This window comes from Verrucomicrobiota bacterium (assembly GCA_039192515.1).
In the GTDB taxonomy this organism is placed as follows: Bacteria; Verrucomicrobiota; Verrucomicrobiia; order Methylacidiphilales; family JBCCWR01; genus JBCCWR01.
In genome coordinates this window covers 13,128-37,945 of sequence record JBCCXA010000024.1, presented here as the reverse complement: position 1 = coordinate 37,945, position 24,818 = coordinate 13,128, and the positions used below count along the sequence as shown (strand labels likewise).

The 24,818-nt window shown below is 42.1% G+C and carries 20 protein-coding genes and 2 tRNA genes; 12 read left to right on the top strand and 10 right to left on the bottom strand.

Features of this window, described 5'->3' with window-relative positions; translation table 11 throughout:
• Positions 1-195 precede the first annotated feature (195 nt).
• Complete coding sequence (locus AAGA18_11240) at positions 196-4,605, bottom strand: VWA domain-containing protein (GenBank protein ID MEM9445911.1); 4,410 nt, start codon at positions 4,603-4,605, stop codon at positions 196-198.
• 112 nt (positions 4,606-4,717) lie between these two features.
• Entirely contained in the window at positions 4,718-5,914 is a 1,197-nt protein-coding gene (locus tag AAGA18_11235) for a hypothetical protein (GenBank protein ID MEM9445910.1), read from the bottom strand.
• Positions 5,915-6,054: 140 nt separating this feature from the next.
• Between AAGA18_11235 and AAGA18_11230 the strand changes: the two genes are divergently transcribed.
• The 3 genes from AAGA18_11230 to AAGA18_11220 all read left to right on the top strand — a co-directional run bounded on the left by AAGA18_11230 (position 6,055) and on the right by AAGA18_11220 (position 8,195).
• Positions 6,055-6,930, top strand: a complete 876-nt coding sequence (locus AAGA18_11230; GenBank protein ID MEM9445909.1) for a carbon-nitrogen hydrolase — start codon at positions 6,055-6,057, stop codon at positions 6,928-6,930.
• 86 nt (positions 6,931-7,016) lie between these two features.
• Positions 7,017-7,352 carry a hypothetical protein gene (locus AAGA18_11225; protein ID MEM9445908.1) on the top strand — a complete coding sequence of 112 codons (336 nt, stop codon included), beginning with the start codon at positions 7,017-7,019 and terminating at the stop codon, positions 7,350-7,352.
• Positions 7,353-7,361: 9 nt separating this feature from the next.
• On the top strand, positions 7,362-8,195 hold the full coding sequence (locus AAGA18_11220) for an HDOD domain-containing protein (protein ID MEM9445907.1): 834 nt from the start codon (positions 7,362-7,364) through the stop codon (positions 8,193-8,195).
• Here AAGA18_11220 and AAGA18_11215 read toward each other — a convergent pair.
• Positions 8,192-9,115, bottom strand: coding sequence for a LysR family transcriptional regulator (locus AAGA18_11215; GenBank protein MEM9445906.1), 924 nt, complete (start codon positions 9,113-9,115; stop codon positions 8,192-8,194). The genes AAGA18_11220 and AAGA18_11215 overlap by 4 nt on opposite strands.
• Positions 9,116-9,216: 101 nt before the next feature.
• On the opposite strand from AAGA18_11215, the gene AAGA18_11210 reads away from it, so the two are divergent.
• From AAGA18_11210 to AAGA18_11180, 7 genes are all read left to right on the top strand, one after another.
• Positions 9,217-9,375 carry a hypothetical protein gene (locus AAGA18_11210; protein MEM9445905.1) on the top strand — a complete coding sequence of 53 codons (159 nt, stop codon included), beginning with the start codon at positions 9,217-9,219 and terminating at the stop codon, positions 9,373-9,375.
• Positions 9,376-9,440: 65 nt separating this feature from the next.
• The gene (locus AAGA18_11205) at positions 9,441-9,578 is read left to right on the top strand and encodes a hypothetical protein (GenBank protein MEM9445904.1); all 138 of its coding nucleotides are present in this window, start codon (positions 9,441-9,443) and stop codon (positions 9,576-9,578) included.
• 278 nt (positions 9,579-9,856) lie between these two features.
• Positions 9,857-9,926: transfer RNA gene (locus AAGA18_11200), tRNA-OTHER, on the top strand.
• Positions 9,927-9,945: 19 nt separating this feature from the next.
• Positions 9,946-10,020 (top strand) — tRNA-Met (locus AAGA18_11195).
• Between the two features lie 509 nt (positions 10,021-10,529).
• Entirely contained in the window at positions 10,530-11,459 is a 930-nt protein-coding gene (locus AAGA18_11190) for a slipin family protein (protein ID MEM9445903.1), read from the top strand.
• Between the two features lie 73 nt (positions 11,460-11,532).
• Positions 11,533-12,636: an AAA family ATPase gene (locus AAGA18_11185; GenBank protein ID MEM9445902.1), complete on the top strand. Its 1,104-nt coding sequence runs from the start codon at positions 11,533-11,535 to the stop codon at positions 12,634-12,636.
• A gap of 60 nt (positions 12,637-12,696) precedes the next feature.
• Complete coding sequence (locus tag AAGA18_11180; protein ID MEM9445901.1) at positions 12,697-13,884, top strand: RtcB family protein; 1,188 nt, start codon at positions 12,697-12,699, stop codon at positions 13,882-13,884.
• Between the two features lie 26 nt (positions 13,885-13,910).
• Here the strand turns inward: AAGA18_11180 and sucD are convergent, their stop codons facing one another.
• The 7 genes from sucD to AAGA18_11145 all read right to left on the bottom strand — a co-directional run bounded on the left by sucD (position 13,911) and on the right by AAGA18_11145 (position 21,894).
• Positions 13,911-14,789 carry a succinate--CoA ligase subunit alpha gene (sucD, locus tag AAGA18_11175; protein MEM9445900.1) on the bottom strand — a complete coding sequence of 293 codons (879 nt, stop codon included), beginning with the start codon at positions 14,787-14,789 and terminating at the stop codon, positions 13,911-13,913.
• Positions 14,790-14,800: 11 nt separating this feature from the next.
• On the bottom strand, positions 14,801-15,985 hold the full coding sequence (sucC, locus tag AAGA18_11170) for an ADP-forming succinate--CoA ligase subunit beta (protein ID MEM9445899.1): 1,185 nt from the start codon (positions 15,983-15,985) through the stop codon (positions 14,801-14,803).
• Between the two features lie 465 nt (positions 15,986-16,450).
• A complete protein-coding gene (locus AAGA18_11165; GenBank protein MEM9445898.1) occupies positions 16,451-17,560 on the bottom strand; it encodes a DUF4340 domain-containing protein in 1,110 nt (369 codons plus the stop codon).
• 42 nt (positions 17,561-17,602) lie between these two features.
• On the bottom strand, positions 17,603-19,519 hold the full coding sequence (locus tag AAGA18_11160) for a GldG family protein (GenBank protein ID MEM9445897.1): 1,917 nt from the start codon (positions 19,517-19,519) through the stop codon (positions 17,603-17,605).
• 24 nt (positions 19,520-19,543) lie between these two features.
• Complete coding sequence (locus AAGA18_11155; GenBank protein ID MEM9445896.1) at positions 19,544-20,263, bottom strand: ABC transporter permease; 720 nt, start codon at positions 20,261-20,263, stop codon at positions 19,544-19,546.
• Positions 20,264-20,303: 40 nt separating this feature from the next.
• Positions 20,304-21,233 carry an ATP-binding cassette domain-containing protein gene (locus AAGA18_11150; protein MEM9445895.1) on the bottom strand — a complete coding sequence of 310 codons (930 nt, stop codon included), beginning with the start codon at positions 21,231-21,233 and terminating at the stop codon, positions 20,304-20,306.
• Positions 21,234-21,531: 298 nt separating this feature from the next.
• Positions 21,532-21,894, bottom strand: coding sequence for a Spx/MgsR family RNA polymerase-binding regulatory protein (locus AAGA18_11145; GenBank protein MEM9445894.1), 363 nt, complete (start codon positions 21,892-21,894; stop codon positions 21,532-21,534).
• 46 nt (positions 21,895-21,940) lie between these two features.
• Here AAGA18_11145 and trmFO point away from each other — a divergent pair, with 46 nt between their 5' ends.
• Together trmFO and pelG are read left to right on the top strand one after the other, a co-directional pair.
• A complete protein-coding gene (gene trmFO, locus AAGA18_11140) occupies positions 21,941-23,311 on the top strand; it encodes a methylenetetrahydrofolate--tRNA-(uracil(54)-C(5))-methyltransferase (FADH(2)-oxidizing) TrmFO (protein ID MEM9445893.1) in 1,371 nt (456 codons plus the stop codon).
• 73 nt (positions 23,312-23,384) lie between these two features.
• Positions 23,385-24,797 carry an exopolysaccharide Pel transporter PelG gene (pelG, locus tag AAGA18_11135; GenBank protein MEM9445892.1) on the top strand — a complete coding sequence of 471 codons (1,413 nt, stop codon included), beginning with the start codon at positions 23,385-23,387 and terminating at the stop codon, positions 24,795-24,797.
• Positions 24,798-24,818 lie beyond the last annotated feature (21 nt).

Below are 24,818 nucleotides of genomic sequence, written 5' to 3'. Positions count from 1 at the left end.
CTTGAATCAGTGTTCCTATCAGGTGATCAATCCGGCGGAACAATCCATGAATACTTGGATCCCCTGGACACACCGGTTAAACTGATGGACGACAAAAATGGATGTTCCATTTTAATCCGGATTATGTCATAGAAGTTAAATCATTAGCTCGAGCTTAGAAGTCTAAGACTCGAGCATTTTGGAGACTCGATTTCCTTATGGACAGTTAACTGTCACGTAGCGGAAAAATCGAACGCTGTAAGGAGCCCAGGGCTCAGAAATGCCCTGATCATTACCATCACCAAAGATGACAGGGCCGACTGGTGTCCATGGTCCAAATGGTGTTGGAGAAGCTTCTACTTGGTACTCAATTCCTGGCTTAGTAGGGAAAACAATATCTACATCGGTTGGCCCTATAAATATCTTTGCCGGATCTAAGGCAGGTAGACTCAGAGCATCCTTTGCATCACTACCAAGAATAATCTCGCATTTGTCACCAAAGCCATCGCCATCGGAATCGGCATTCAATGGGTTGGTAAAGGTGCTTTTAATCTCATCAGAATCCTCTATTCCGTCATTATCATCATCCACATCCGCGAGATCTAGAACTCCATCGTTATCGAAGTCTAAGTCTGTTCTGTATAGTATTGTCGTAGATGTTGGAACAGAAACGTTACCGTTGGCATCTCTATATTGGACAAAGATTTTTCCGAGATCTCCGTTCATAAGTGTTCCTGGTAGATTGTAAGGAGCTACTACGTCGTTAGCTGGTATTGGTGAGAATAGGCCTGTGGGAACAACGTCATTACTCAAGCGAAACTCCACTGCGTCCACTGTGTAACTTAAGCGAATCTGCACTTGAGTTGAAGATGTGTACGGGGCATTACAGTTAATGATAATATTCCCTGTCGGTGCCACAGGATCCGATTTAGCCACTGCTGAAAGCAAACGAGAAAAGGGAGTTGCTGCTCCCCCCAAACCACGCGCTCTCATCTTATAGTAATAGGTCTTGCCATCAACAAGCGGTCCATCGTGAACCGAGTTGGTAACCACTCCATCTAGATCAATCACTCCAACTAGATTACTCGTAACGTTACTCGGATTTGTCGAGCGGTAAATCTCCATTTGTGTGTAAGAGATGTGATCGGGGAATTGCAGGAGGAGATTATCCGGTATTAAGTTGGAACCGCCTCCATGAGCATCCACATCTGAAGTAGTAATAATAGAGACATCCGTGGGAGCTGGTAAACGATCATCATCTGGTTGTAAAGGACATAGGTTGCTTTCTACTTCAGAGCCATCAGATTCTCCCCCGCCATCTGTGTCAGGATCAAGCGGATGCGTTCCTAGCTTGTGCTCTAAGCCAGTAGTTAAGCCATCCTCATCTGGATCGAGGACGGAGTCATCCACACCATTAATGAAATTGTATAATTTTTCATATTGATCAGGCAGACCATCTCCATCTCTGTCCAAAGGTCCGTCACGTCTCTCATATACTTGAAAACTGGCCTCTAAGGTTCTATTAAATTCGGTTCCATCATTTCCTTTACCAACCGCAGTCACCGTCACACGATAGGTACCAGGTATGCCACCTGCAGGATCTATCTGGTTATTTAGTGGTCTTGGGCTTGCTTGGAGCGTTCTGCGGAAACGATGCCCGTATATTCCATCATCAGCTGGCCCATCGTAGCTACCTCCATCATCAAGGAGCTGTAGAGGACCACAGACTTCGGTTCCATCAGGTAGAATCACTGTCATATCGACAACAGCATCCAAAACAGGACCGAGATTATCAACGAGTGTTGTGCGTATATCTACGGGCAGACACTTCTCAAAGCGTTCATATTGACTCTCTAACTCATTATTGCCACCACCGAGTCGAATTTGTGAAAGGGTAAGTTGCGTTTCTAAGCCAGAGCCAGGAATACCCGAGATCCCAACAAAATATTCCACGGTATTTGCAAATGGACTTTGCAACTGAAAATCATACTGACCTTTGGCAAGCATCACACCAGGATCAATGACATATATCACATGAGCATTATCCAAACGCTTGTCTGAAAAGACAGCTATATCAGTGGAACTCGGATCAAAAACATCCACCCCTAAAGAATTTGAGGGATCCGACCAACCCACATAAATGATGGCGTTCTCGACATCCCCTTCGGTTAAATCTAGAGGCACTGAAATACTGTCACCACTGGCTATCGTTCCAACCTCAAAGCAGAGTCTTTGTAGACCACGAGTTTTTTCCGCACCCATGAGATACTTTTGTGTAAGCGCATTTTGTAAAGTTACTAATGACGAGGCGCTGGCTGTAGCTGAAGCGGCAAAGGATCCACCACTTGCCATCTTTAGAAAAGGATTGCCGCCAGGAGGTGTACTTACTGCTAAGCCAGAAAAGAAATCAACATCAACATAGCTATAGTCACCACCTGTAGCGCCAGCAATTTGTTGCAGTAGCGCCTGATCTGAACCATCACCAAAAGCAATCGTATTGACAATGATGCCATCGCCTGTGATGTCTTCTTGAACGGTTGTCGCTCCATTGCATGTATTTAAGTCCCAAAAACGAGCTTCGTTTTCAATTCCATCTGTTAAGAGCTGCACACGATTGATTTGTATGACCCCTGCAGGTGGAAGTGCCGCAGAACCTAAAGCGTTGCGAGATTCCCAAAGACCATCACCTATCGAAGTCAAATTCAGAGAACTTAGACTATTGACTTTGGATTTCATATCCCCTCTGCTGGTGCTGTCCGCTACGAGGATGGTTCCAGAACTGCCGGCCTCATTGAATACGTCATCCCCGATATCATTACACTCAACAGCGTCTCCAGTGAAAGTAACCAGAGTAAATTGATCATCATCCCTTATGGCATCAATATAGAATTTAGCCGCTTCTTTTGCAGCATCTAGTTTAGCAGAAGTTGGATTTTCCATACTACCAGATATATCAAGCGCTACCACATGGTTAATTTGTATTTCAGCATACTCTACTGAGCTTAGCTGGACACCGTTAGACCCTTCACACAACTCCACCTCTAAATCATAACTCCCGTTGGCAGGTATATCTGGAAACCCCGGTGCTTGAACCAATAGCCAATATTCACCCCCTACATAGTCCGCTGTCAGGATATTGGAAACAACATTATTAATCCTAACCTCAAAATCTTCTCTTAACAGACCGAGAATGGAAAGATTGCCTACCCCAACTGGCTTCAGTGCTGGAGGACCATCAACAAAAACTCTCACGAGGACGTTTCCAGGATCATCAAAAGTTCCTGGATACGCCTTATAGCTAAAGGTGGGGCGAATTACATCAAAGGTTTGTACGAATCCTGCATCCAGATCGATGTCTGCAGTGACATCTTGCTCCAAACCAACCAGAATTCCGCAAATACGAGATACAGGTGATGTCTCGGAATTAAAAACAGAAGCTCCAAATTCAGTTCCTCTTCCTTCACGAACCGCAACAACTCTTCCATCAAAATCAACAGCTATCAAGGCAAACCCCATATGTTTGTCTGATGATGCCTTCATCCCAAATACCTGACACGGCGAACTATTTGGGTCGCCAACGACTACTTCAAAATATTTGGCAGCATAAGCTTTGACATTTACGCCCGTGTCGGAAAGCGGGAAAAAGTTAGAGACCATCTCTCTATTAACTGTATCACTGTAAGCATTGGCTCCTGTAGTTGTCTCGTCTATATAGAAGTAACGCGTGTTATTAGCAATTCCTGAAACATCAAACTCTCGGGTGTAGTTTGCAACAGAGTGATTCAGATACACTCGTTCCAACGAGCGAGAGCTATAGGTAGCCATGACTTCTTCGAGTGCCACTTTTGATGCGGAGCTGCCCGAATTTCCATTGACGACTAAACGGTCGTAAAAATCGACCATAAACTCGGAACCATAAGAAACGGGTGTCGTGCTAGCTGCCGGATCATTATCCCGTTTCATTTGTTCATAGATGTATTTCCAAAACAATGCTCCATTATACTCGCGGTCAAAGAAACTGGCCTCTGGAGAGTTTAAAGCGCTTACGGCTTGGCTTTCATATGAGGGCCATCCTGTCGTATTATCATAATCCGCGTTGGCCATATCGAGTATCCCTTCATCTGAACCTTCAGATACCCATTTCCCAAAGGTACTGCCGATGTAACCAGAATTGCCGTTACCAAAGGCATCTTCTTTGTAACGGCGCTGAATGGTATGAAAATATTCATGGGCAAAGACTTGACGAATCTGTAAGAGTGATTTTTCTCTAACATCTGGAGCATGTATCGCAACGCAAGAGGGCTCAGCATAGTGCCAGTCGTCCTTCGCTATAATAGTATAATCAGGAAATGTGCTAAGATAAGGTTCTGCAAAATTTAGACCCCCTATATAATCATCATAGCTATTCTCTGCCATGTCTTGCAGGTCTGCAGCGTCACTCGTTGAGATACGATTTGAAGATCCAGATTCAGTTGAGTACTTGATACTGTAGTCGATTCCATTATAGCTAAAATCTCTGTCTTGATCTACATCTCCTGGTATATCGCAATTACCAGCCTGTAAGCTAGATAAGCCGAAGCAAAATAAAATAGTCAGTGCTACAAAAAACCTGATACATACTTTCATATGCACACTATATAGAACCAAAATACAGTAATCATCAAGTTTCTAATCGTTACAAATAGGCAAAAAAATTTAAATATTACATATGAGCCACAATAAGAGTTTTGTTAATTATTTAATCTTCAAGATTTTGAAGATTTTTAGAACGATTTATTGCTTTAATGAGTTTGATCTTCCTCAGTCTCCAGGTGTTCTCAAGCTGTACTAGCTCTAACTGCCCTTCTTGGGTGATTTTTGACAAAGCTTGATGTCCCCAACAAAAGAGCATTCCTTCTATTTCCCAGCGACAGTTTAAAACCTTAAGCTCCTTGTCCCCCTTTGCAGCAAGAACCGCCTCATTAAAGTGCAATTTTTGGATATGAGATATGAATCGACCTCTATCTCTAATCAGTAATTGATCCGAAAGCTTCTTAAAAGAAGACTCATCTGAGCCTGAGTCTAATGAAACCCTCAAAGCTTTTTCCAAGAGATTTTGAGAAGGAGCCTCTAATGCTTGATAAATATTTCTGGTTACAGCTTCCGCTACCTTTTTCAATTCTTCTCGCTTAGCTATTTGTGCATTGCGTATAGAATAAAAGGTGACTAATAGGCTAAAGCCTAAAACTAATGAAGCTATTATTCCTGCTTGCTTGTATTGCTTCCTGCCGCTGTACCCATTTAAGGAGGCTGCCGTTAAAAAGATCGAGGCAATCAAAAAAGTAACCAATCCTACTACAGCCCCCCATACTGAACCTATTTCATTAACATGAACCGGCTCAGGAATCTTAAATACAAATTCTTTTGGAGCTTCCCACCTGTAATGAGGAAGGGCCTGTGTAAAATTTTTCCGAATTCTCAAATCACCATAATAGAAATTGCTAACTACTAATTCAGATTCTCTTGGTACGAGTTCCCAATGGACCTCTAAATCTTTAACAAAACCTTCTGAAGAGTAACTCAATGCTATTGCTATCCAAGACATAGCAAACGGTAGAACACGTGCCCTCCTCAATGCAGATGGATCTTCAAGCAGCTCAAACCCTCCTAGTTTAGCTTCAATTAACTTTGGCTCTATTAAGACTTTATTGATCTTTATTGGGATGTTGTCTGCTATAAGTGGGATAAGTGCTTCTTGTAGCACCTTTTGCTCATCTATACTGATTCGATCAGCTTGTGCCCTTCCAACTTCTATCCATTCCTCCAGTGCCGAAGCTTTGATAATCAATTCATGTCTAACTTCCTGCCGTGAAATATAAAAATAGGAATAAATAGGAAGCTCACTAAAACCATAGTAGCCAGGTATATTCAGTCCTTGACCAGATACTTTCGTCATGCAAGCAAGCAATACAAATGAAAAGACAGTTAAGCGCAAATGTCGCTATCCAAACACCAATAGCGGCTAAGCGTCAATATTCTTGTTTCTTATTATAATTTGGCTTTCTTTTCTTAGTAGCATAGCAAAACATGGTTCTTATGAATCAAGTCAGCACTGTCCATCTCGGCCTTATCCAGATGACTTGCCAGGAGTCCACTCCTGATAATCTCGAAAAGGCCATTACTAAAATCCGTGATGCGGCAGACCGTGGAGCGCAGATAATCTGTCTACAAGAGCTTTTTCGAACACTCTATTTTTGCCAAGAGGAAGATCCTAAATATTTTGATCTGGCTGAAACGATTCCCGGTCCCAGCACCCAAGCCCTTAGCAAAATTGCTCAAGAAAAAAATATTGTCATCATCGCCAGTCTTTTTGAAAAGCGCACGGCAGGGCTTTATCACAATACTACAGTCGTCATTGAAAAAGACGGCTCGCTGTTAGATATTTACCGTAAAATGCATATCCCCCATGATCCTGGCTTCTACGAAAAGTTTTATTTTACTCCGGGGGACCTTGGCTTTAAGTCCATCGAAACCTCATTAGCAAAAGTCGCAGTTCTTATATGTTGGGATCAATGGTATCCAGAAGCCGCACGACTCGCTTCTTTACAAGGAGCTCAAATCCTTTTTTATCCGACAGCTATTGGTTGGTCAGTCGATGAAAGCCCTGACAATAATAAATGTCAATATGATGCCTGGAAAACCATTCAACGTTCGCATGCTATCGCTAACGGAGTCTTTGTTGCTAGCGTTAACCGCACTGGCCCGGAGAAGGATATTGATTTCTGGGGAGGCTCCTTTGTTTGCGATCCCTTTGGAGAAATTTTACATGAGGCACCTCATCATGAGGAAGCCTTAATAATCGCCTCCTGCAACCTAAGAGAAATTGATCATACCCGACGAACCTGGCCCTTTCTTAGAGATCGTCGCATTGATGCTTATGAGGGTATTAGTCAGCGGTTTCTAGATAGTTAGAAACCAACAAAAGTCTCATTTATAAGCTTTGCCTACCGATGTTCCTATTAGGAGTGTGACGCATTGCATGTCCGAGGACCTCATTTATGGAAGCCAATAGAGTTCTTAAAAAGATTACGGCATTTAGCATTGTCGAAGGTATGGTCATGAGAGAGAACGTAGAAGGTAAAGACGGATCTATTATTCTCAAAAAAGGGCAAGTTCTAGATGAAGAATCCATCAAAAAGCTAAGCGAAGCCAAGGAAGACGAATTCTTAGTAGACTTGGGAGATCTCCGAAAATTCTTCTCAGAAGAAGAAATTGCCAAGACTCAGGCAGATTTATCATCTCGCTTCTGTCACCCTGATTTACAAGTTGCAAAAAAAATGATTGAGCTTGCTACGCTCCAACGTCTCAAGACTCAGTATTTTGATAATATTTAATCCTCTGTTATGAAATGTCCCGATGCAGTCCTGGAAACTCTAGCTAGTTACCTACCGGCCATACCAGGAGTCGTTGTCAGCTTACAAGACAAGTTTGAAGACCCCGATTGTAGCTACCAAGAAATAGACCACATCGTATCTAAAGATCCTACTCTCACGCTCCGCATTCTAAAGTTGGCTAATAGCCCTACCTATGGGTTAAGTAAAAAAGTAGAAAGTATTTCTGAAGCTCTGATGTTAATTGGCATGGCAGAAGTGAAGGACGCCATTGTGGGAACCGCCATAGCCAAAGCTTTTGATAGTTCAGAACAAGCCAAAGTATTCTGGAAACACAGTATTGCATGCGGTGTTTGTGCACGCTATCTGGCTAACTGCGTAAACCCTTCCAGGGCGGATGGCCTCTTTATGGCTGGTCTCATCCATGACATAGGCCGGCTCATTATGTCAAAAGCTTTTGTTGACGGTTACAAAAAAGCAAATCAGCTTTGTGAGTCTAAGAAAATACCCATTGCTCAAGCAGAACAAGAAGTCTTTCGTTTTGATCACACCTCCCTGGCGGAAGCCATACTGAAACAATGGCGCATACCTTCAAAGCTTATTACCATCGTGCGCTATCACCATTCACCTCAATTAGCTCCTAAGAGTAAGATTGAAACAAACCTTTTACATCTAGCAGACACTCTGGCAGATATTTTAGATCTTGGATCAAGTGGTGAACCAATGCTTGACCCTCAAAATACAGATGAAATTCAACTAGTTCTTGGCCAGAATTTCTTAAGCAACGCTGCCGATGAACTTCCCTTTCTTGTCGCAACAACTGCCTCAGCCCTAGATTTAGATTAATGCAGGGCTAGCTGACTCTTAAGAGCTCTTACTAGCCCAATAGCTACTTTTTCAGCAAGGGGTCGAACGCGAATTAATCGCTTATTCCATCTCAAAGAAATCGTTCTCCTTTGCTCCCTCATAAAATCAACTTCTAGTCGCACCGTCCTCTTATTATCAATGAAGGGATCAATAAAAGTTGGCAATACAGCCGCGTAGCCACCCGACAATAGTGCTTGGTAGGCTTGTGGAAATGACTCACAGTTGAGTCGAATATTCAGCCTGACTCCCTTACGTAGAGCATTCCCCTCAAGATTTTGTCGAAATGAACCATCACTACCTTGAGTTGCTAATGGAATCTGTTTTAGTATCTCCTTAATATCAACTCTGCGCTTGCGACCCACCATACTCTTTGGCACATAAAATGCGTAATCAAATGATCCAATCATTCTTTTTTCTAAAAGCCTTCCCTCAACTCCTTCACGAACGATACCAAAGTCGATCGATAAATCATGTAGCTCTCGAATGATATCCACACTTCTCATATTATGCAGACGAACTCCCATTTGAGGCATTTTAGCCTGTAATTGACTAAGACATGGGGTGAGCAGCCAATGAAGTAAACTATCTCCAGCTCCTAAAGAAAAGCGAACTGGTGCTCCAGAACAACTAAGATGAAAATCACTCAAACCAGAAAACTGCTCCCTTACTAAAGTTGCCAGTTCCTTACCTACCCTCGTTAGTTCAATCCCTTTACCTTTTCTACGTATGAGTTCTACTCCAAAATATTCTTCTAACTCTTTTATTTGCCGACTGTATTGGCTCTGTCTTACGGGGTCCCCTACCGCAGCTTTCGCCATGCCCCCTGCCTCGTCTACTTCAACAAAAGCTTTTAAGCGATCTAGGGACAATCCTCTTTGTGCAAACAAATTTTCAAACATGATTAGATAGTAAGGTATCCTGTAAATTTTTGCATGGCAAGAATTTCCAGATTTTATATTGTCTGTTTCAAGAAAAACAAAAAAGGAATTTAAGGTAGCTAATGATAAGACATTTTTTAGAAACAAGCAGGATCACACGAGGTAACATGTGTGCTTGTAAAATAGATCTCGGCATTCCTTTGCCAATCTATCATGACAAAGATGAACAAGTTACTTCCGTCGATCTAAAAACTCAGAAAGAGGTAGTCACAGTAACCTAGAACTTTGATAGGATTAATTAAGTTCTTTCAACCCTGCCTCTCAAGCAGGGTTTTTTATTACAAAAATGAATTTAAAGAAAAAACTAAGGGCTTCGCTGGGCGGTGTGCCTGTAAAACACCCAAACGTCCACCGTGAAATACCTGTGGCTATGTCCCGAGAGAAATTAAGGGAGGTAAGGGTGTTGGCCTTATCTATGATTTAACATATAAGATTTAGCATATAACCAGAGTATTTGATGCTCAATCTTATATCTTAAAATTTCATGAAAAACATCACGTCGCTTTACCCGTCTTCGTGATTAAATCCCTGTAACGGGTTCATTCAAGGTGAGTCGGGGTGCCTATAACGAGCCCGACAGCAGGAATTTTTTATACTTTGACCGTTTATTGATAGATTAGCCAACAGCACAATCATTGCGTATTTTATGTTCACAGGCTTGTGTTCTGTTAATGGGTTTTAACTATCATCAATAATAGCCAAGCGTCATTAGCTAAGTGGTAAAGCGTCTCTTGATACGAGGAGAGCATGGGTTCGATTCCCATATTATGCATACAACATCCCTGTTAAGGGGTTTGGTTAGCTCAGTCCGGTAGAGCAATGGACTCATCATCCATTAGTCGCGGGTTCGAATCCCGTACCAATTAGTCGCTAAAAACGACACACATGAAAGATCAGAAAGAGATAAGCGAAAGCTGATCTGTTAACTTGATATCTTCCTGTAGTTATACTGACAAGAAGTTTCAAATAACAACATCAAACTGGTGCCCGCAGCAAGTAGATACCGTATGGCCACATCTAATCCTGAATTGAGAAGAAGCTACTGAATCATCTTATTCTATGGCTTTAACTCAAGGATAGAATAGATGTCGCGCTACTTAAACTTTACTCCGCAACATGCGTGTGATTGCCTTCACACTTATCTCTGACTGATCCTATTTAAAATTTTTATTATTTCATTAACCAAGAAAGGAGGAACCATGTTCCCATTCAAAAAATCAAAACCCGATCCTATGAAAAAGGAATTGTTATCAAAGATGGTGAATTCGAAAAAATTCTTAGCAAAGGAATTTACCGGATCTTCGACCCTTTCAATAAAACCAAGGTAGATATTGTTTCTCAACGTGAACCATGGTTTATTCACGAAAAACTTGACTTGATCGCCCAATCAGGGGCACTAGGTGATGAGGCTCTTGTGCTCGATCTAAAGGATCATGAGCGTGCTCTTATCTGGATTGACGGACGTTTCAGTATCATTCTAGATGCTGGGCTTTATGCTCTTTGGGCAAAGTTCCGAAACATTCAGGCTGAGATCATTGATGCTCGAAATGTCCTTTTTGAACACGAAGAGCTTCATACTATTTTGAAATCAGCTGGAACGGACCGCCTGCTTAATATGTTCAGTATTGAACAAGGACAGGTCGCTGTATGTTATCAAGATGGAGAATACTTAAAGACTCTAACTCCTGGCCAATACGCGTCATGGATGAAAGTCGGAAAAGTCAAAATGTTCCCTGTGGATATACGAGAAAAGGCTCTAGATATTACCGGTCAAGACATCATGACTGCTGATAAAGTAACGCTACGTATCAATGCTATTTTGAACTGGCAAGTAACTGATGCTGTCAAGAGTGTTGAAACTATTGGTGATATAGATCAAGCTCTCTACCGAAAAGCTCAACTCGCATTACGTGCTATTATCGGAACTCGTGATCTTGACAGTCTACTTGCCGACAAAAACGCTCTTGTATCAGAGCTTGAAAGCACCATGATTCAAGGTGCTCACGCTTTTGGTGCCAAGATCATCTCATTAGGTATTCGTGACATCATTTTACCTGGAGAGATAAAAACGTTATTAAATAAAGTGATCGAAGCAAAAAAAGCCTCTGAGGCTAATGTTATTGCACGGCGCGAAGAAATAGCAGCAATGCGCAGCCAGTTGAACACTGCAAAACTCATTGAGAGTACACCAGCTCTTATAAGGTTAAAAGAATTAGAAGTTCTCGAAAAAGTTGCTGAGAACTCCAAACTCAACATTATGTTGGGTGAAAAAGGACTCACTGACCGAATCGTGAACTTACTATGAACCCCTAATGAACCCTCTTCCTATTCTTGGAAGGGGGGAACTTAGGTAATTTAAAACTAGAAAGTTATCGATCATGAAATTTAATGATGATCGCCCATTATGCGGGCAAAGCTCATCTGATTCCACTGTCGATTTACAAACCACTTACAATCTAGAATTAAAAGAGTGGTTAAGGCTACCTATATATGAAGAGTTTAAAAACAAGCCCATTCATATGTTGGAAGCTAAAGGCGAATGGGACGGATACAAACTCTATCAGGATTTTCAAAGCCATGTCGTCCGATCTACATTTGACGAAGCAGATATCTTTGAAGGCCAAAGTCAAGGATGGGACCGTATTCTATTTCGATTCGACGATGAACTATATGTTTATTTCAGCTACGGATATCTCTATGTGTATGCACCAACTAAGGAATATGCCCATAGATGTCTAGATGACCTACGCAATAAGTATATCATCGTAAAGAAAGAAGAGCCTACCTTCTATCTGGTTAAATATAATGGCTGCAGTATTGATCTGCAGAGCGTTAAAATAGATAGAAATAAGGAGATTTCTTCTAATCTCTTAGCGCTTCAATACGGGGAAACCTTTAATATCTGGGAAGACGAATTAGTTGAGGCAATTGAAGAACGAGATTATGGCATCACGCTTTTACAAGGCGCACCAGGCACCGGAAAAACATCTTTTATCCGCCACCTTGTGGCCAAGTTAGCAGATACTCACCGTTTCTACTTCATCCCTCCATCTAATTTTAAAATGTTGAAGGATCCTGAATTTGTGGACTTTTGGTCTAATCAATCAAACCACCACAAAGAGATGAAGAAAATCGTTATTCTCGAAGACGCTGAGGGAATACTCCTTCCTCGTCAATGGGATAACCGCGATGAGCTTAGCGCCTTACTAAACATAACTGATGGACTCTTAGGTGAATTTTTAAAACTCCACCTGATCTGTACCATCAATTGTTCGGTAAGTGCTCTCGATCCAGCCGTTTTACGTCCTGGACGACTTATCGCTAGAAAACAATTCAAAAACTTGACACAGCAACAAGCTATCGTGCTTGCTAACAAGCTCGGTAAGCCATTGCAAATAAAGGAAACTTATTCCTTGGCTGAGATTTACACGGAAACAAGTGAATCAGAACTCAATCCACCTAAACCAGCTATAGGATTTTAAACTGGTGAATCTCCAGCTTTATCAGAAGCTGGAGAGGATCTAACATAGAAATAAATAATTATGAATCTTAAAATATTTGGTCGGCACGACGACGCAACTGTTAAACAAATGTACACATGCCTTGCAATAGGGGGGCAGAAAGCCGTGCTTTGTGCAGATGGCCATAAAGGTTATGCACAACCCATAGGTGGCGTGATCGCTTATAAGGATCTCATATCAATATCTGGTGTTGGATTCGACATTGCTTGTGGAAACCTCGCTTTGAGAACAGATGCATGCTTAGGAGATGTCAGACCCAAGATCGAAAAGATTATGAATGATATTGTGGAAAACATCTCTTTTGGTATGGGACGACATAACAAAAACAGTGTAGATCATGAGCTTTTTGATGCCCCAGCATGGGATATTGATCCTATGAAAAGCCTAAAGAAAACTGCCCAAGATCAGCTTGGAACAGTTGGTAGTGGCAATCACTATGTGGATATCTTTACCGACGAAGAAAAGCGTATCTGGATAGGCGTACACTTCGGATCACGCGGCTTAGGCCATAAGACAGCAACTTACTTTCTAAATAAAGCAGGAGGTAAGGATGGAATGGATGTGGCTCCAGCAGTTGTAAAACTCGAATCAAACCTTGCCCAAGATTATCTCACAGGTATGCATTTAGCCGGACGATATGCTTACGCAGGTCGCGAATATGTTGCACGTTATGTGGCTAAGAAAATCTTGCGAGCAAAAATCAAAGAGGAAGTACATAACCACCATAACTTTGCTTGGCTTGAAACACATAAGCTTCACTCTGATAGCTCAGATGAAAAATACTGGGTGGTGAGAAAAGGAGCAACACCAGCATTTCCTGGCCAAAAAGGGTTTATTGGTGGAAGCATGGGGGACGACGCTGTCATCATTGAAGGTGTTGATTCTGAAACATCTCGAGATGCACTATTCTCAACGGTTCATGGGGCTGGACGAATCATGTCTAGAACCAAAGCAAAGGGAAAACCAAAGCGCATCGGCAAAGATCGGTTTCGAGAAGGCGGATGTATTTCACCTGGCGATATGCGACGCTGGTTAAAGAAACGCGGGGTTGTTCTTCGCGGCGGTGACGTTGATGAAGCACCTCAAGCTTACCGACGATTACCTGAAGTATTAAAGGCTCATGAAGGAACCATCAAAGTTCTTCACACACTGAGTCCAATAGGTGTCGCCATGGCAGGTCCTAAGATCTATGACCCATATAAAGACTAAAGTTTGATCCCTCCCTATAAGGGGGATCAACCCTTCTTTATCTGGCTGATGAGAGTTTCGCCGATTTCTGCCAGTGTCTTTGCAACTGCGATACCTGCATCTTCTAGCGCTGCAATTTTATCCGCTGCGCTACCTTTGCCACCTGAGACAATGGCTCCGGCGTGCCCCATACGACGTCCAGGAGGCGCCGTTTGGCCTGCGATAAAGGCTGCCACAGGTTTCTTAACATGCTCTTTTACAAAAGCAGCAGCTTCTTCCTCTTCAGTTCCTCCAATCTCGCCAATCATCACAATGGCTTCTGTCTCAGGATCGTTATTAAAAAGCTCTAAAGATTGTTTTTGTGTCAGTCCATGAATAGGATCTCCGCCAATACCTATACACGTGCTCTGACCATAACCTCGGTTACTTAGCTGCCAAACTGCTTCATAAGTCAGTGTGCCACTACGCGATACAAGGCCCACATTACCTTTCTTGTGAATATATCCAGGCATAATGCCAATCTTGCATTCTTCGGGTGTGATAATCCCAGGGCAGTTGGGCCCAATCAATAAACAGTCTCTATCTTCTAAAAAATACTTCGCTTTCATCATATCAACCACAGGTATGTGTTCTGTAATGCATATGATAAGCTTAATTCCGGCATCAGCGGCTTCCATAATGGCATCTGCAGCAAATGGAGCGGGAACAAAGACCATTGAGGTATTGGCATCTGTGGCTTCTTTGGCCTCGACTACTGTATCAAAGACTGGAACCTTATCCTCGAATTTTTCACCATGTCGACCTGGGGTAACGCCTGCTACGATATTGGTTCCATAGTCTAAGCACTGCTTGGCATGAAAGCCTCCTGCTTTACCTGTAATTCCTTGAACGACTAATTTTGTTTCTTTTCCAACTAAAACTGACATTGTAAATACCTTTATTTCTTGATAGATTTCACGACTTTTTCTGCCGCATCCGCCATACCATCTGCTGTAATAATGGGTAAGCCGCTTTCCTTTAATAGCTCCTTACCTTTGTCCACATTTGTGCCCTCTAAGCGAACCACTAGAGGTAAATCACAAGAAACTGTCTTCCAAGCATTAATGACACCCTGAGCTATGACATCGCACTTCATAATTCCGCCGAATATATTAACGAGGATGGCTTCGACCTTGGTATCTTCTACAAGTATTTTAAAGGCTTCTGTAACTTGCTTCTCATTAGCACCTCCACCAACATCCAGGAAGTTAGCAGGGCTACCTCCATAATGCTGAATAATATCCATCGTAGCCATTGCTAAACCTGCACCATTGACCATGCAACCGATATTGCCAGTTAGGTTAATGTAGTTTAGATCAAACTCAGAGGCACGAACTTCCAGAGGGTCTTCCTCTTCTTTATCCCGCATCTCTTCAATATTGGAATGTCTAAATAATGCACTATCATCAAAATTGATCTTAGCATCTAGAGCCATGACCTCTCCTTCGGTCGTTACAACTAAGGGGTTGATTTCTAGCAGCGAACAATCCAAAGCGATAAACATGTTATAAGCTGCATGAAACAGCTTACCAGCACTACGAGCTTGGGGGCCTTCGAAACCAAGTTTTTTGGCAAGCTTTCTCGTTTGAAAAGGTAAGAGACCTAAACCAGGGTTGACCGATTCACGGAATATCTCTTCGGGAGTTTCTTCAGCAACCGCTTCAATATCCATCCCCCCTTTTGTGCTCGCTATGACGATAGGAAGTGAAGTTGCTCGATCCATGAGAATAGCAAAATAGAGCTCTCTCTCAATTCCAACTGCCTCTGCGATCATCACACTGCGAACAACTTTTCCATCGGGCCCTGTCTGATGAGTCACTAGCGTTTCATTAAGCATCCGGCTGGCATAATCCTCGACTTCTTGAGCGGAATCACAAAGCTGCACGCCGCCCTCTAGTCCACTTTTGAACGTGCCTTTACCACGCCCACCAGCGTGAACTTGAGCTTTGATAACAAGCTTTTGCGCTTCTAGTGATTGAGCAATTTTTTTTGCTTCACTGGGCGTCGTTGCGACATTCCCCCGTGATGTTTTAACTCCATGCTTTTCTAAGAGTTCCCTTGCCTGATATTCGTGAATATTCATTAAATTTTTTTAAGGTTTTTAATACTAATTGAATGTGCTGTCGGTTCCTTAATCAACGAAACTATGAAGCTCTCAGATAGGTAACCTATCGTCAAAGACTTTTTTAAAATAAGACTATAAAAAACAAAAGAAGTATGAAGTATTATTCATACCAGGAGCTACATATTCTGATTCATAGACAACAGTGTCTAATCCAAGCTGTCTGTTCTCTGATTACAAAACCTCTAGAGATCGATGCGTAGCCCCATGGTGCTTGGCTCCCCCTGTTGAACCCGGGTTAGGACATAACCTGGATTTTTAAATATAATTCAAAAACCCTTTAGCTATTCTAAAGCTGCCAGTAGCACATGGGAGCAGCTTCAAATAATTGCTTTTTTAACGCCCAAATAAGTAGAGATTATTCCTTTTTGTTTCTGCATCTATTCGGGAATAATCATCTAATGACAGGCATTCATGTGCAAAACCCTAGTCCTCAGTTTCACCTTCTGTCGCTGGAGCCGGCTCGGGACCCTTAGGCTTTGGCTCCTCTTTTTCTTTTACAACATCCAACCACTTTTCTGGCATGCGGTCATAGACGTTATCAGGAACTTTAAAGGCCTTCACCTTAGCTATTCGGTTCAAAGAATGATCAGGATCAGAGTGCTCGACAATCATATAAATCTCTGGCTCAGGAGCTGGTTCTTCCTCTTTTTCCTGCTCTTCGCCTTTTTTGCTCTTCTCTTTCTTAGGCTCTGGCGGAATGCTTTTACCAACGGTGATGTTCATGGAACTGTCATCCGCAAAAGTGAGTTGAATGTCACGGGTATTAGCCAGTGCGGACTTTACCTCTTCTTTAGTTAGATCCTCTAGTGAGGTATAAACAGCATTCTTAAGTGTGTTTATAATCTCTTGGAACTTATTGTGATCTGTGACCTCTTTTTCGCCAAGTTCAGTGGTTGCCACAAAGGGTTGAGATCCATCAGCTCTCTTAACTTCAAAAGCAACCTCCTCTTTGCCTTTAGGATCGAGCACCACGGTTGCGACTTTACGAACAGTTCCTGGATCGAAATCGTTAAATTTCTTATCAACCCAATCCTCAACTTTGTTATCAAAAAAAAGGGCGATATTCGAAAGATATACGACTTCCTCCTCATTTATATTCACAAATGCACCTGATGAAGCTCCATCTTTTCCAATATCAAGCTTCCACACTAGCTGATCGTCTTTATCGTAAAGCTCCACTACTTTGTTACCTAATTCGAAAGTTGAAAATTTTTCAGGATTCGAACTTGCGACTCTCCCAATTTTGGCCTCCATTATGTCATTGGCTAATGACTCCATCTTCTCGAAATTTACTTTCATTGAGTAGAAATCTGGAAGAATCCAATCGGTATCCTTCTTCTGTAAAACGATTGTCTCATTGGCAATCTTAGCATTAAGAACAATCTTAGTTGCCTTTCCTAAAGTGCTACTGTCTAGTAAAGGTTGGTTCGTCTCCTTAATAATTTTTTTGTCTTTACTGGAGCTTAATCCTCCAATAATTACAGCGATCACTGCTAAGATAACGATAATGACTGATAGTGGTTTGATATTCATGGTCTTAAGAATGAGTTAAAATGGCATCATTTGTATCTGAGATTACTCCTTACTCTTGCTCCTCTTTGAAAAGAAAATTAGAGCGAAACAAATAATAAGAGCCGGGGAAACTGTTAAATTAAGAATTGCCAGTGTGTTGTCTAACAATTCAATATCTTCGCGGAGTTTCTTTCGTATCTCGCGGCGCTGACGAAGCATATCTGCTTCCTGTTCTTTCATTGCTTGGATAGATTTACGAAGTTCGGCATTTGCCACCAAAACACCGTCTTCCTTTTTCTGACCTTGTAGCTCGCTGAGCTGATTACGAATATCTGTAAGGCTTTGGTTGATCACTTCCTCTTGCTGCTGAAACTCTTTCTGAGCCTTTATTTGGAGCTGCTTAACTTTATCAAAGTCTCTAGAGGTAGTTCCTTTACCTCGAATGGACAAAAGATCATCACTGCCTGATGAAAATTCTATTAAATTAGAGGTAAGGCTTAAATTGTCATTGATAGGACGGATCGCATTCATTCCCAGAAGGTTGATACGCTGTACACTGAATCTATCAGCAAGAAAGTCAGTGTCTGCAATCACAATCAGTTTAGACTCAGTAGCTGATTCCTTGAGAGAATTATCTGGTTCAGCTTTTTCAGTTTCTTTGGATTCCTTTTCCTCTTCCTCATCATCTCTCTTGGGGGCTTCAGGTTTACCGTTGGGGAACGCCGAGGTAAATTTTCCCTGAATGAGTGCGGCATATGTTTTCACCTTGCCATCTGCATTCATTCGATTAGCGATGGCATCCGGCTGCATGAATCTTAAACTACTTGCAGCAATAGAATCAGAACGCTCCGAACCCTGCAAAATAGGCGTAAAAGTTAGCGAGCTATCTTCCTCATCTTTTAATGAGAGACTCCCAGGATCTCCTAAAAAGACATTATCCAGCTCAGCTACCGGTGGTAGCTCGCTATCAATTCTTGTTAGCGTAATCCAAGTCGGCATTAGCATTGGTGCACTCGATCTTCCACCACTAACATTCGTTGCATACTCAAAGTCCCCTACCACTTTGGTTGAGTCATATTTGATACCGTAAGCACCGAACAATTTACCGAGATCGCTGGAATTCGATTGGTTCATCATCATCATGGGGTTTTGTTGTTGTTGACTATTCATCATTTGGAAACGTGATAACGGATCTACTGCGGCAATCACGGACTTCCCACTAAGCAAGAATTGGTCAATGTGATAAAGCAGGATGTCACTTAACTCCTGAGGATGTATCACAAAGAGGACATCTAAGTCTGTGGGTAACTCCTCCTCAGACGTATCAATATTTTGCACGTCAAAGAAATTCTCGAGTTCTCCTAAAAAGATCCACTTTTCGCCACCTTGACTCATTTGTGGTGGCATCCCGGGCATAGAAGGGGGGGCTGAACCAAAGACTTCAAGTCCTGCTATAATTCCTAGCTTAGGCTTATTCGTATTGCCAACCTTATAAAGAGCTTGAGATATGTCATACTCCAACAAAGCTTCCCTTCTAGGATCTAAAAATGGCAACGTCTCTTCCCTGTCTACTTGACTTACCATAATACCCAAAAAGAAAGCTTCTCCATTTGGCAGTTGCTGCGGGGTTAATCCCGCACGCGTGGCATCTTCTTCCTCCTTGGTATCAGGACGTGGATCTATCACGTTCACTTCAATGGTCCCACCTGAAGCTCTCTGATATTGTTTTAGAAGTCCTTCAGCACGCTTAGCGTAATTTTTAATTTGCACGATTGGGTGCTCAACACTGCGGCTAAAATACAGATTCACTTGAACGGGATCTTCTATTTTCTTAAGCAGTGATTTAGATCCTTTAGATAAGGTATATAAATTTTCTTCTGTGAAGTCGACTTGACCCGGCATAAAGGAGCCAATGAAATTGACCAAAATAAAACCAATGATTAATAACCCGAAGGCCATCCATTTAGATTGTGTATTCATTTTTTATATCTCTAATTTAAAATTCTAACGTTCTAAGACAATGATGTTTAACAACAAACCAAGCGCTGTGAAGCTAATGAAATAAATAAAACTACTAATGGTTACAATTCCTTCAACAGCTGACATGTAATGAGGCATAAAGCTAATATTTCCAATAGCATCCAATACGGCAACTGGTAGAAAATCGATCAGATTATTCAAGATGCTATATCCCATCAGAATCATAATGAGGCAAGCAATGAAGCCAAGCACGAAAGCAATGACTTGGTTTTTAGTCACTGCTGACATCAGAGAGCAAATACTTAGGTAGATGCCTGCCATTAAAACACTGGCCAAATATCCACTAAAAATGAGCCCCCAATCAGGATCACCTAAATAGCCGACTGTAATGGGCATGGTAAAAGTCATGGCAATAGTAATTGTGATGAAAAGCCAAGCAGCTAGGAACTTGCCAATAACCGCATGAGTTGTTGAAATAGGTAAGGTAAAAAGAAGTTCCCAGGTACCTGATTTTCTTTCCTCGGCCCAAAGTCTCATTCCCACTGCCGGTATAAAGACAACAAAAATATAAGGAAAGAAATTGAACATACCCGACAAACTTGCGTTATTCGCATCAAAAAAGCGTCCAACAAACCACGCCATGACGATGGATGCCACCAAGAAGACTATCAAAAAGACATAGGCCACTGGTGAGCGAAAATAGCCGAGAAATTCTCGTTTGAAGATAGTAAGAATACTTTGCATAATATTTTATTTCTATACGTTGATCTAAATGAATAGATAATTAGCTTTTGCTGCTTGCTTCCGTGAGATTTCTAAAAACTTGATCCAGACGAGTAGGAGCTTTGTTAAAAGACTGCACTTTCCAATTCTTTGCTTGAACTTTCTCTAGAATCAAGCCATCGATCTCGCCTCCATTTTTAGGTAGAATGAAGAGTTTATCTTTCTCCTCCTTAACTTCCTTAACTTCATCAATGCCCTTAATTGCTTCTGAGGCTTCCTTGCGAATAGCTGAGTCGAAGACCACTTCTAAAGCATTGTGATAAGGATGGCGTTCACGAAACTTTTGAGGACTTTCGTCAACCAAAATCTTTCCCTTGTCTACCACAATGACGCGATTACACATGGACTCCACTTCTTCTAGGATGTGGGTCGATAAAATAATCGCCTTATCCTTAGACATAGAAGCCACAAGTTTACGAACTTCTTGCTTTTGGTTGGGATCCAATCCATCAGTCGGCTCATCCATGATGAGATAGTCAGGCTCATGAATGATTGCTTGGGCCATACCCACACGCTGACGATAACCTTTACTTAGTGTATCGATCGTGCGGTAGCGCACTGCATCGAGATGGCAGACTTCGATAACGTGAGCAATCCGGTCAGCTCTATCGCTTCCTTCCAGATTCCTAAAATCTGCAATGCTTTCCAAAAACTCAATCACTGTCATTTCATAATAAAGGGGGCAGTTTTCTGGAAGATATCCAAATCGCTTCTTTGCTTCTATGGGGTTTTCGGCAATGTTAATACCCCCGATCGTCACTTCACCTCCCGTTGGCGATAAAAAACCGGTGACCATTTTCATAGTGGTAGATTTTCCTGCCCCATTAGGCCCAAGAAAGCCTAAAACATCACCTTTTTTAAGCTCGAACGAAATGTCATTAACTGCACGGAAACTGCCGTAATCTTTTATAAGATGTTTAGCTTCAATCATATGGAATTATATCTTGTTATGGTTGATAAATGGATAGACCTCGCATAGTAGAAATTTTATTCAAAGAATTTGTCATTAAACGCAGAAAACATTTGCCAATAACTACTCTTATTACTCTCCTGTATTTCTATATCCATCGTGGTTTGCTTAAGTTTTTACTAGAGTATTTCTATCAAGAAAGAGTTTATAGTAGATATTCATTTTTTGTTTTCAAGAATTTTTGTTAGTACCAACAGCCTAGCCATCCTGAATTCATGGTAAATAGCAGCCTTAGGTCCTAGAGATTATGAAAAATCTCCTAAGATGCTGGCAAAGTATTCACGTAAGACAACCATTGAGATTCTTTAAAACCAGTCAAAACAAGGTCACCTGTAACTAGAAAGGGCCTCTTAACCAACATTCCTTCGTTACGAAGTAGAGCAATGACTTCCTTTTGATTAAGGTTGGGTAGTCTATCTTTCAATCCCTGCTCTCTGTATAACTGACCTGAGGTGTTGAACACCGCGGTTGGCTTAGAGGCAGTAGCCAGCGCCTTTTTTAGCTCTTTCTCGGTGGGAGGGAATTCACGAATGTCTATCGACTTAAACTCCAACTTCTTACTCTCTAACCAATCGACAGCTTTACGACAAGTAGAGCACTTAGGGTGAATATACACTTTCATTCAAATTTAATGTATACCTAATTCTAAAATGATCTAAATAAATGTGATGGGATACAAAAAAGCAATCGTCGTTGGTGCCGGGTTAGCTGGTAGCGAAGCAGCCTGGCAAATAGCAGAGCGAGGTCATCGAGTCGATCTTTACGAGATGCGACCCGATCGACAAACAGGTGCTCACCAAACCGACCAGTGTGCTGAGTTAGTCTGCAGCAATTCCCTAGGGTCCCTTTTACCTGACCGCGCCTCGGGCATGCTCAAAGAAGAGATGGCTTTGCTAAGATCTCTTGTTCACAAGGTAGCTCTTGAAACCAAGGTTCCAGCAGGCGGTGCATTAGCTGTAGACCGGGAGCTTTTTGCTAAGAAAATTACAGACAGTCTTGAAAAGCATCCCAGAATTAATTTAATACGCCAAGAACTCAAAGAAATACCGCAAGAGACTCCCACCGTTGTTGCCTCTGGTCCTCTTACAAGCCATGCACTTTCAGAATCAATCCAGTCTCTCACGAGTCAAGATTATCTCTATTTTTACGATGCGCTTGCGCCGATAGTTGACACTGACTCCATTAACTACGATATATGTTTCCGTGCATCCCGTAGAGACACTGAGAACGTCGGCGACTACCTTAACTGTCCCTTTAGCAAGGAAGAGTACTTGCGATTCCATCAAGCTTTACTTGAAGCACCTCGCATACCACTCCGCGAATTTGAAAAAGAGGAGTCTCAAAATGAATGTTTTTTCGAAGGCTGTCTTCCTATCGAAGTTTTAGCAGCCCGTGATATCGATGCGCTAAGATATGGCCCGATGCGTCCCGTGGGCCTGACCAATCCTCGAACCGGTCGATGGCCCTATGCGGCGGTTCAGCTCAGGCAAGACAATGTAGCTGGCAGTCTTTATAACTTAGTTGGCTTTCAGACCAACATCAAATGGACAGAGCAGCAAGAAATACTTCGCTTAATTCCTGGCCTCGAAAAAGCTGAATTCGTGCGAATGGGCCAAATGCACCGCAACACTTTCATCAATTCTCCAAAGCTGCTTGAGCCTAGTATGCAATTTAGAGAAAAAGCCGGACTGTTTTTTGCCGGACAAATTGTCGGTGTAGAAGGTTATATGGGAAATGCCGCTACTGGCTTGCTGGCCGGTATCAATATGACTCATTTCTTAGAAGAGAGACCACTTACGGAACTACCTAGGGAGACCATGCTAGGCAGTCTCTGCTGGTATGTCACCCATGCAGAATCCATGCACTTCCAGCCTATGAAAGCGAACTTCGGTATCCTACCCTCGTTTGCAGAAAAAATCCGCAGCAAAAGAGAGCGCTACCAGGCTTATTCAGATAGAGGCCTCGCGGCTATGAAAACATGTGCAAACTTAGCTCTCAATTTCCCGGATTATCCAATGGAAATTCAACAAGATACCTAAAGCCTAAGACACCTGCAAAGATTATGTCATGAGCTAAAAAGCGGTCCATTTTTTACAGAGTCAAGGTAAAATTTTGAATTTTTATTCATTTTTTACCGATATTAAGATCATGGCCGGTATAGGGTTCCGATTAAGAAAGATCATGGATGCTCCCTCACTTGCCAATCTGTTGCGAGCCTATGGATATGCAGCAATCATAGGAAGCGGCCCCTTAATCATGTCCATCGCATCCCTTGGTGCCATCGCTTTACTGCTAGGAGCTCTAAGAGACGGAGAGGTTTTTAAGCTCTTTTTCTCATCGGTCACCTATATTTACTGTTTTTCTCTAATAGCTACTGGCCCCGTGCAATTAGTGCTGGTTCGCTTCGGAGCCGATTGCCATTACCTTGGTGAGAAGAACAAAATCTTTCCCTTCCTTCTTTCATCGCTAGCTCTAGTGACTCCGATCGTAAGCCTCCTCTCGCTCGTATTCTTTGTAGGTTTTGTGCCTGCTTCCATTTGGTTTCAACTAGGAGCTTCATTTTTGTGTATGCTTATTTCAAGCATCTGGCTGGTAAGCAGTTACCTTACGGCCATGAAGAATTACCACCGAGTCCTTATTTGTTTCGCTATGGGTTATACAGGAAGTCTTGCTGGAGGCTGGGGTTGTTCGAAGTATTTAGGACATGATTGGGTGATGTTTGGCTTTGCTTTGGGGCATATGCTTCTGCTGATCTCTTTGCTTATTAGTCTTTATCTAGAGCTTGAGGTCAAAAAAATTATATCGGTTGAGTTCCTCGCCTCATTTAAAAAATATGCCGATTTAGCTATCATTGGCTTACTCTATAATTTAGGTATTTGGAGTGACAAAATACTCTTCTGGTTTCTTGGACCTACCAGAGAAAACATCAGTGGGCTCATTTACGTGATGCCCATTCACGACCAGGCGGTATATCTTGGTTTTCTAAGCATCATACCTGGTATGGCGGTTTTCCTGTTGCGCTTGGAGACTGATTTTGCGCGCCATTACGAGCGTTACTACAAACAGATACAGCAAAAGGCTACCCTGACAACCATTCATCAAAATAAAGTCAATATGGAAAAGTCCTTAACCGCCGGGCTTATCAAGCTGATCAAGATTCAGGGGCTTACGACACTAGTCTTGGTGCTATTCACCGAGCAGATCTCTTCGCTCATAAATCTAGGCTCCTTGCAAGAAGGCGTTTTCCGAATGATTCTACTAGGCTCCTTTCTTCTTGTTCTCTTTTTATCCTGCATGACCGTTTTGTTCTACTTAGATAAACGAAAAGATGTTCTTATCGCGTGCCTGATTTTCTTTTTATTCAATACAATCACTACCCTTTTTACCATTCATTTGGGAGAAGCCTATTACGGGTTAGGTTTTGCTTTGGGCGCTGCCTTAGCTTTCTTCTATACTGCAGCCCGTATCAACCGTCACCTTGAGCAGTTAGAATATAATACCTTTGCACTTCAGCCTATTTATTAGAGTTAATAAAGGGTCTTTAGC

Coding starts and splice junctions, on each gene's coding strand:
- AAGA18_11165 (MEM9445898.1), bottom strand. CDS start 17,560: ATGAATATCAAACCACTATCAGTCATTATCGTTATCTTAGCAGTGATC.
- AAGA18_11205 (MEM9445904.1), top strand. CDS start 9,441: ATGAATTTAAAGAAAAAACTAAGGGCTTCGCTGGGCGGTGTGCCTGTA.
- AAGA18_11180 (MEM9445901.1), top strand. CDS start 12,697: ATGAATCTTAAAATATTTGGTCGGCACGACGACGCAACTGTTAAACAA.
- AAGA18_11230 (MEM9445909.1), top strand. CDS start 6,055: ATGAATCAAGTCAGCACTGTCCATCTCGGCCTTATCCAGATGACTTGC.
- sucC (MEM9445899.1), bottom strand. CDS start 15,985: ATGAATATTCACGAATATCAGGCAAGGGAACTCTTAGAAAAGCATGGA.
- AAGA18_11240 (MEM9445911.1), bottom strand. CDS start 4,605: ATGAAAGTATGTATCAGGTTTTTTGTAGCACTGACTATTTTATTTTGC.
- AAGA18_11185 (MEM9445902.1), top strand. CDS start 11,533: ATGAAATTTAATGATGATCGCCCATTATGCGGGCAAAGCTCATCTGAT.
- AAGA18_11150 (MEM9445895.1), bottom strand. CDS start 21,233: ATGATTGAAGCTAAACATCTTATAAAAGATTACGGCAGTTTCCGTGCA.
- AAGA18_11155 (MEM9445896.1), bottom strand. CDS start 20,263: ATGCAAAGTATTCTTACTATCTTCAAACGAGAATTTCTCGGCTATTTT.
- AAGA18_11145 (MEM9445894.1), bottom strand. CDS start 21,894: ATGAAAGTGTATATTCACCCTAAGTGCTCTACTTGTCGTAAAGCTGTC.
- AAGA18_11225 (MEM9445908.1), top strand. CDS start 7,017: ATGGAAGCCAATAGAGTTCTTAAAAAGATTACGGCATTTAGCATTGTC.
- AAGA18_11210 (MEM9445905.1), top strand. CDS start 9,217: ATGATAAGACATTTTTTAGAAACAAGCAGGATCACACGAGGTAACATG.
- AAGA18_11235 (MEM9445910.1), bottom strand. CDS start 5,914: ATGACGAAAGTATCTGGTCAAGGACTGAATATACCTGGCTACTATGGT.
- AAGA18_11220 (MEM9445907.1), top strand. CDS start 7,362: ATGAAATGTCCCGATGCAGTCCTGGAAACTCTAGCTAGTTACCTACCG.
- trmFO (MEM9445893.1), top strand. CDS start 21,941: ATGGGATACAAAAAAGCAATCGTCGTTGGTGCCGGGTTAGCTGGTAGC.
- AAGA18_11160 (MEM9445897.1), bottom strand. CDS start 19,519: ATGAATACACAATCTAAATGGATGGCCTTCGGGTTATTAATCATTGGT.
- sucD (MEM9445900.1), bottom strand. CDS start 14,789: ATGTCAGTTTTAGTTGGAAAAGAAACAAAATTAGTCGTTCAAGGAATT.
- AAGA18_11215 (MEM9445906.1), bottom strand. CDS start 9,115: ATGTTTGAAAATTTGTTTGCACAAAGAGGATTGTCCCTAGATCGCTTA.